Source organism: Leeuwenhoekiella parthenopeia (genome assembly GCF_020782115.1).
In the GTDB taxonomy this organism is placed as follows: Bacteria; Bacteroidota; Bacteroidia; order Flavobacteriales; family Flavobacteriaceae; genus Leeuwenhoekiella; species Leeuwenhoekiella parthenopeia.
The window spans coordinates 186,464-192,519 of sequence record NZ_JAJGMW010000005.1; the positions used below are offsets into that span (position 1 = coordinate 186,464).

7 protein-coding genes and 1 tRNA gene are annotated in these 6,056 nt (G+C 32.3%); 7 read left to right on the forward strand and 1 reads right to left on the reverse strand.

Translation table 11 applies throughout. From position 1 onward, the window contains the following. Positions 1–10: 10 nt before the first annotated feature. Positions 11–514 carry a GNAT family N-acetyltransferase gene (locus LLW17_RS05930; RefSeq protein ID WP_228229340.1) on the reverse strand — a complete coding sequence of 168 codons (504 nt, stop codon included), beginning with the start codon at positions 512–514 and terminating at the stop codon, positions 11–13. Between the two features lie 215 nt (positions 515–729). On the opposite strand from LLW17_RS05930, the gene LLW17_RS05935 reads away from it, so the two are divergent. The 7 genes from LLW17_RS05935 to LLW17_RS05965 all read left to right on the forward strand — a co-directional run bounded on the left by LLW17_RS05935 (position 730) and on the right by LLW17_RS05965 (position 5,921). Then, a tRNA-Ala gene (locus tag LLW17_RS05935) sits at positions 730–803 on the forward strand. Positions 804–889: 86 nt separating this feature from the next. Continuing rightward, positions 890–1,756, forward strand: coding sequence for a hypothetical protein (locus tag LLW17_RS05940; RefSeq protein WP_228229341.1), 867 nt, complete (start codon positions 890–892; stop codon positions 1,754–1,756). A 117-nt stretch (positions 1,757–1,873) separates the two neighbouring features. Continuing rightward, positions 1,874–2,158: a helix-turn-helix domain-containing protein gene (locus LLW17_RS05945; protein WP_228229342.1), complete on the forward strand. Its 285-nt coding sequence runs from the start codon at positions 1,874–1,876 to the stop codon at positions 2,156–2,158. Positions 2,159–2,161: 3 nt separating this feature from the next. After that, positions 2,162–3,394 carry a site-specific integrase gene (locus LLW17_RS05950; protein ID WP_228229343.1) on the forward strand — a complete coding sequence of 411 codons (1,233 nt, stop codon included), beginning with the start codon at positions 2,162–2,164 and terminating at the stop codon, positions 3,392–3,394. Between the two features lie 39 nt (positions 3,395–3,433). After that, positions 3,434–4,741 carry a DUF3987 domain-containing protein gene (locus LLW17_RS05955; RefSeq protein WP_228229344.1) on the forward strand — a complete coding sequence of 436 codons (1,308 nt, stop codon included), beginning with the start codon at positions 3,434–3,436 and terminating at the stop codon, positions 4,739–4,741. Positions 4,742–4,801: 60 nt separating this feature from the next. Beyond that, positions 4,802–5,662 (forward strand): AAA family ATPase, encoded by an 861-nt coding sequence (locus tag LLW17_RS05960; RefSeq protein ID WP_228229345.1) that lies wholly within the window; start codon positions 4,802–4,804, stop codon positions 5,660–5,662. Continuing rightward, positions 5,643–5,921, forward strand: a complete 279-nt coding sequence (locus LLW17_RS05965) for a DUF3871 family protein (RefSeq protein WP_228229346.1) — start codon at positions 5,643–5,645, stop codon at positions 5,919–5,921. Before LLW17_RS05960 ends, LLW17_RS05965 begins: the two co-directional genes overlap by 20 nt. Positions 5,922–6,056 lie beyond the last annotated feature (135 nt).

A 6,056-nucleotide genomic window follows, 5' to 3' on the forward strand; every position in this document is an offset into this window, starting at 1 on the left:
TGTCAAAAGCCTATAAAACGAGTTCGTAGCAGTAAAAGGGATATTTGCTTTGCTTCGGAAAAAAGATTTCTTCAAGCTTTTCATAACCGCGTTTTTGGTAGAAACGGTTGTTGCGTGGGTTTTGGCTAAAGGTGTCCAGACGTACCGAAACATACCCGTTTTTACGCGCATAATCTTCAGTAAAATCCATGAGTTGCTGAGCGATGCCCTTACCCTGCACATCAGGATGCACGGCCAGCCGGTGAATGTAAATACTTTTTGCATCAGCCGGGGTTAGCCAGGTTACGGGTTTGTACACTTCGTCTTTTAGATCTGAGATCACGATAGTACCCAGGATTTTTCCGCTCTGCGTACTTACATAAAGTTCGTCGCGATCTATATCTTGCTGAAAAGCAGTTTGGGAAGGGTAGTGCTCGTTCCACTGGAATATACCTGCTTTAATCATTTTTGCGGCACAGGCACGTGTGAGCGCAAGTATTTCCTCAAGTTGAGTTGAATTTGCGGGTTCTATCATACTGGGCTTTAATTTTTATACGAATGAAAAGCTTACAGGCAAAGATACTAAGGCTTTGACCGTATCGCCTAATGCTAAGGGGTCTTGTTGTGCAAAGTAAGGCAAGCATTCAGGTCTTGCGATAAGAAACGATTCAGAAGATTTTAGGCTAAAGTTTTAAAACGAAAAACAATAAGTGATTTTAGGGAACTTTAATTATATTTGCGCCACTAAACGGGGATGTAGCTCAGTTGGCTAGAGCGTTTGACTGGCAGTCAAGAGGTCGTGGGTTCGAATCCCATCTTCTCCACTAATAAAAGCAAGGCTTTACGTAATGTAGAGCCTTTTTTTATTTTCTTTTGTAAAACCTCAGTAAAACATTTACTAATTTGAGATATGAAAGAACCTGTTTCAAATAAAACTGAGCCATTAAGATTTTTTGATTATTTTATTAATAAGGAATCACTACTTCAATTTGAAAAACACTTTTTCGATTATCTAATCAACTCTTCTCAAGTATGTAACAAGAGCCAAGGCTATATAGAATATATTCAACCCACTTATGAAAAGGGTTATCCAGAAAAAACTAGAATATATATCAAAGATGAATTACAAACTAAAATAAGAATCCAAGGTAATATTAGTTTGAAGCTTTTGAAAGTTCATAAAAATGAACGTCTATATGTTAATGATGAGTCTAATCAGTTTATTGATTTTCAATTAGAAAGAATCAATACTTTAATTGACAAATCTAAAAAACTTCCATACAAAGAGATTTTATCTGAAGAACTACATTATCTATATTCAGAAATTGAGGAGCTAAAAAGTAAGAATAGCAGGATTAAGAAAAAACCTCCAATACAACCTTTCATTGGGAATAATCCATTTTTTGGAAATAAGTCAAAAGCCAGTCGTAAAACACTATCCAAAGTATATGATGTTATTCTGGACTTAGAAATAATTGATGAGGTAAATACAACTGAAGAAGACTTTATTAATATACTTACTGATACAAACCCTATACTTTTAAAATCAGGTATTTTCTTCATTAAAGACAATTATCATTCAATTTTTTTTATAAACGTTCTTTCTAAGTTATTTGATGGATTCACTAATTCAAAAATTGCTAAAAGTCAAAGCTTTTATTCAAAAGGTAAAGTTGCTTTTACCCAAAGATCCTTAGATAAATATAATACCCTTTTAAAACAGCGTTCAACAAAGAAATATCAATATATAGAGAATGCACTTAAAGATATAATTTAGATATTACCTTACTCTTTTACTTACCCTAACCTTACCCTTTAGAAATGAAGGGTTTTTTATTGCCTTATTTTGTTCTCAAACAAACGGATATCAATCAATATCATTAGATGCACAACTATGGAAAGTACTCTTCTATTAGAAATTGAAAATTTGAAAAAGACTATAGAAAAGTCAACCTGTTTAAATAAAGAATATTTGACTCTTGAAGAGGCAGCATTTTTCCTAGGGATTTCAAAATCAGCTCTATATAAAAAGAAGGCAATGGGTGATATTAATTTTTATCAACCTGGAGGTAAGATGATTTATTTCAAGAAATCAGAATTAATCCAATGGATTGAAAAGGGCAAACTTCAATCAGTAGTTGAGGTTCTAAATGAATCTTCTAACTACTCAAAATCTTAAATTATGATTAGCGTTAAAATACTTTTGCGAAAAGCAAAGACAAAAAATGATACCTACCCCATTATTATGAGGGTTATCAAGAATAGAAAAACAAAAACTATCAATCTAGGCTTGTATTCTGCTTTAGATGAATGGGATGAAATAAAGTCCTCGTATAATAAAAAGCATCACAATTATAGAAATAAGAACAGAATACTACGCTATAATCTAGATAAGGCTGAGAAAATAATTGATCAATTTGCAATTGATGGGATAGACTTTTCCTTGAAACAATTTGAGCAAGCTTTTAAGGGTGTTCAGATGAATAACAAGACGGTTTCAGAATTTTGGAAAACAAAAATTGAAAACCTTCTGAAAGTTGATAGAATAGGTAGGGCAAAAACCTATAAGTCTACTTACAAATCATTTTTTCAATTTATTCAAAATGATAATTTACTTTTTAAAGAGATTACTCCTTCTCTATTAGATGATTATGAAATTTTCTTACTAGAAAATAATAATACAGAAGGGGGTGTAGCTGTAAAGATGAAGGACATCAGAGCTCTTTACAATGAGGCTATCAGAAGAAAGGTTGTAGATGAAAAACAGTATCCTTTTAGGATTTATCAAATTTCCAAGTTAAAAGGAAATAATGTAAAACTTGCTCTAAGTAGAGAAGCAATAAAAAAAATGGAGAACCTAGATGTTAGGAAGTACCCTCATTTAGTTGATAGTAAAAATTATTTAATGTTTAGTTATTACTCTAGAGGAATGAACTTTCATGATATGGTCACTCTAACTTGGGATAATATTCAAGAGAATAGAATTTTTTATAGGAGATCAAAGACTAAAGGTCTTTTCAATGTAGAAATTACTAAACCTTTAAAAGAGATTTTAGATTACTATAGAAATTATGGAACCAGTACAAAGTACATTTTTCCAATACTTCTCAAAGAGAATTTGACTCCTTTACAAATAGACTACAGAAAGACCAAATGTTTGAAAAGATTTAATAAACAATTGAAGGAGATAGCCAGGCTTGTGGGAATACAAGAAAAAGTAACAAGTTATACGATCAGACATAGCTTTGCCACAAACCTTAAACAAGCCGGAACATCTACAGATATTATTTCTGAGGCTTTGGGGCATAGTGATATACAGGTTACTCAAGCTTACTTAAAGAGTTTTGAAGATGAGGTCATTGACTCAGCGGTTAGAAAACTTTTGGAAGAACCTTTAGCTAGGTATGCTTCTTAAAATAATGCGTTTTTAATTTTTTAACTTTATGAATTATGAATGAATACTACAATAAAAAAAGAGATATATCAAAATTTACCAGATGAATTAGTAAGGCTTACAGCTAGTTTGGAAGGAAGAGAAAAGGACATTGTTTTGCTTTCCTCAATTGGAGCAATAAGTTCAATCCTGCCTAACCTTAGAATAGAGTATAGAGGAGATAATTATTATGCAAATATTTTTTTGATGATAATTGCTCCTCCTGCATCTGGAAAAGGTAAAATGAATCTTGCTTTAAGATTACTTAAAAAAATACACGAAAAAATTCTACAAGATAGTGGTGAACTTCGTGACATCTGTCTCAGTCAATCAAAAAAAAAAGATTGCCCCCCTGTTTCATTAAAAATTCTTCCGGGAAATATTTCTTGTGCTAAAGTTTATAAACATTTAAATGATTCAAATCACGGATTAATAATATTTGAATCAGAGGCTGACTCTTTGTCTGGAATGCTTAGTCAGGATTGGGGAAATTTTTCAGATGTATTGAGAAAAGTATTTCATCACGAAAAAATATCAATTAGTAGATCGACAGATGATTTACTTTTTGAGGTTAATTCACCTTGTTTATCATTAGTCCTGTCGGGAACTACAAATCAGCTCAAACCTCTAATAAAAAGTAATGAGAATGGGCTATTTAGTAGATTTTTATATTATCATTTTAATGATAAGACTTACTGGAAACCTGCATCAACCCAATCTGAAAATGAAAGCTTGAAAGGTAATTTTGAACTTTTGGGTGATAAATTATTTGCTCTATACGGACACTTGGTAAGCCAGAACTTGGAAGATCTAAAGCTAACCACGGCACAGATGTCAAAAATTGACTCTGAAATTGGAAATATTCACGACAAAATCGTTGATTCAGGATTAGAGTATTTCACTTCATCAGTAAAAAGACACGGAATAATTCTATCACGAATTATATTGATTTTATCAGTGTTAAGAAATATTGATGAGATTATGAAAGGGAAAGAAATTGAAGTTGTGGATATTGACGTTGATAATGCAATTGAGTTAATAAAATTATTAATCTCACACGCGTTAAGCGTATATGATATTTTTGACAACGAAAACAACATACTTACTGAGAATGAGCAGTTGATATTTAATGAACTCAATTTTGAATTTAAAAGATTTGAGGCTATTGAAATAGCAAATAAATTTAAAATAAGTGAAAGAACTACGGATTACCATCTCAGTAGGTGGGTTAAGAATAATATTATAACAAAGGTTTCTAATGGTTGTTATAGGAAAGAATCACGAGAAACTGCAAGAGTTGCAAATTTTGCAATACTTGCAAGAGAATAGGAAATAATAAATTTAAATAAAAAGCTCTCAGAAACGAGAGCTTTTTTTATTCAGACAAATATGGAACTAAGAAAATCAGAAAGAAAAAAAGCCAAGATCAAAATGGCTTTACAAGGCAGTAGTGGTGCAGGAAAATCTTACTCTGCTCTGCTTATTGCAAAAGGATTGTCAGGTGATGACCTTTCCAAGGTTGCTGTTATTGATACAGAAAATGGAAGTAGTGATTTGTACTCTCATTTGGGTAATTATAATGTTCTTACAATGGAGCCACCCTATACACCGGAAAAGTATATTGAGGCAATTGACATTTGTATAGGTGCAGGAATGGATGTAATCATTTTAGACAGCATTTCACATTGCTGGGAAGAACTTATTGACTTTCATTCCAAACTACCTGGAAACAGCTTTACAAACTGGAATAAAGTAACGCCAAGACAGAAAGCTTTTGTGGACAAAATTCTGCAATCACCGGCTCATTTTATTAGCACTATAAGAACTAAGCAGGATTATGTCCTCAACCTTAAAGATGGTAAGTATGTACCAGAAAAGGTTGGGTTGAAAGCTGTTCAAAGAGATGGTGTAGAATATGAGTTTACAATTGTCTTTGACATAGACTCAAAGCACTTTGCTTTGGCCAGTAAAGACAGAACAAACCTGTTCAATGGAAAACCAGAATTTGTAATAACATCAGGAGTAGGAAAGAAAATAAAGGAGTGGTGTGAATCTGCTGTTGACCTTGACTTGATTAAGAAAAAAATTAAAGAATGTAAATCACAAGATGAACTTAATCAGCTTTATAAAGAATCTCAGACCTACAAAGAGGCTTTAAACAAGCACTTTATTAATCAGCAAAACCTGATTAAGAATAATCTGAATATTAACTCAACTAATTTTAGTAAAAATGGAACTACAGCAAATTGAAAGGACAGGTACAATACATCAGAAGAAGAACTACAAAGAAATCTCTTCCTCTGATGTATTGAAGAATCCGGAAAGTGAAAAGAGCAATTCTTTTATAAAGGCTAATACTAAAGGTGTTAGCCTTTCTCATTTAAAAGAGGATTGTGTGATCCCGGTATTTAGTAAGGACAATGAAATAACTATAAGTCATAGTCAATTTGTTGAAGCCGGAATAAATGAGCATCCCCCCATTTGTAGGGCAGTTTTCAGCTTAAATTAAGTTCCGGCTATATTGACTAAGCTGCTTTTTGTTGTTTGTTTAAATACTTTACCAGCGGTATTTCGTTTTCTATTCCCTGATGCCTTCTTTTTGTATTGTAATAACTAAAATACGTTTTTAATTGTTGGTATAGAT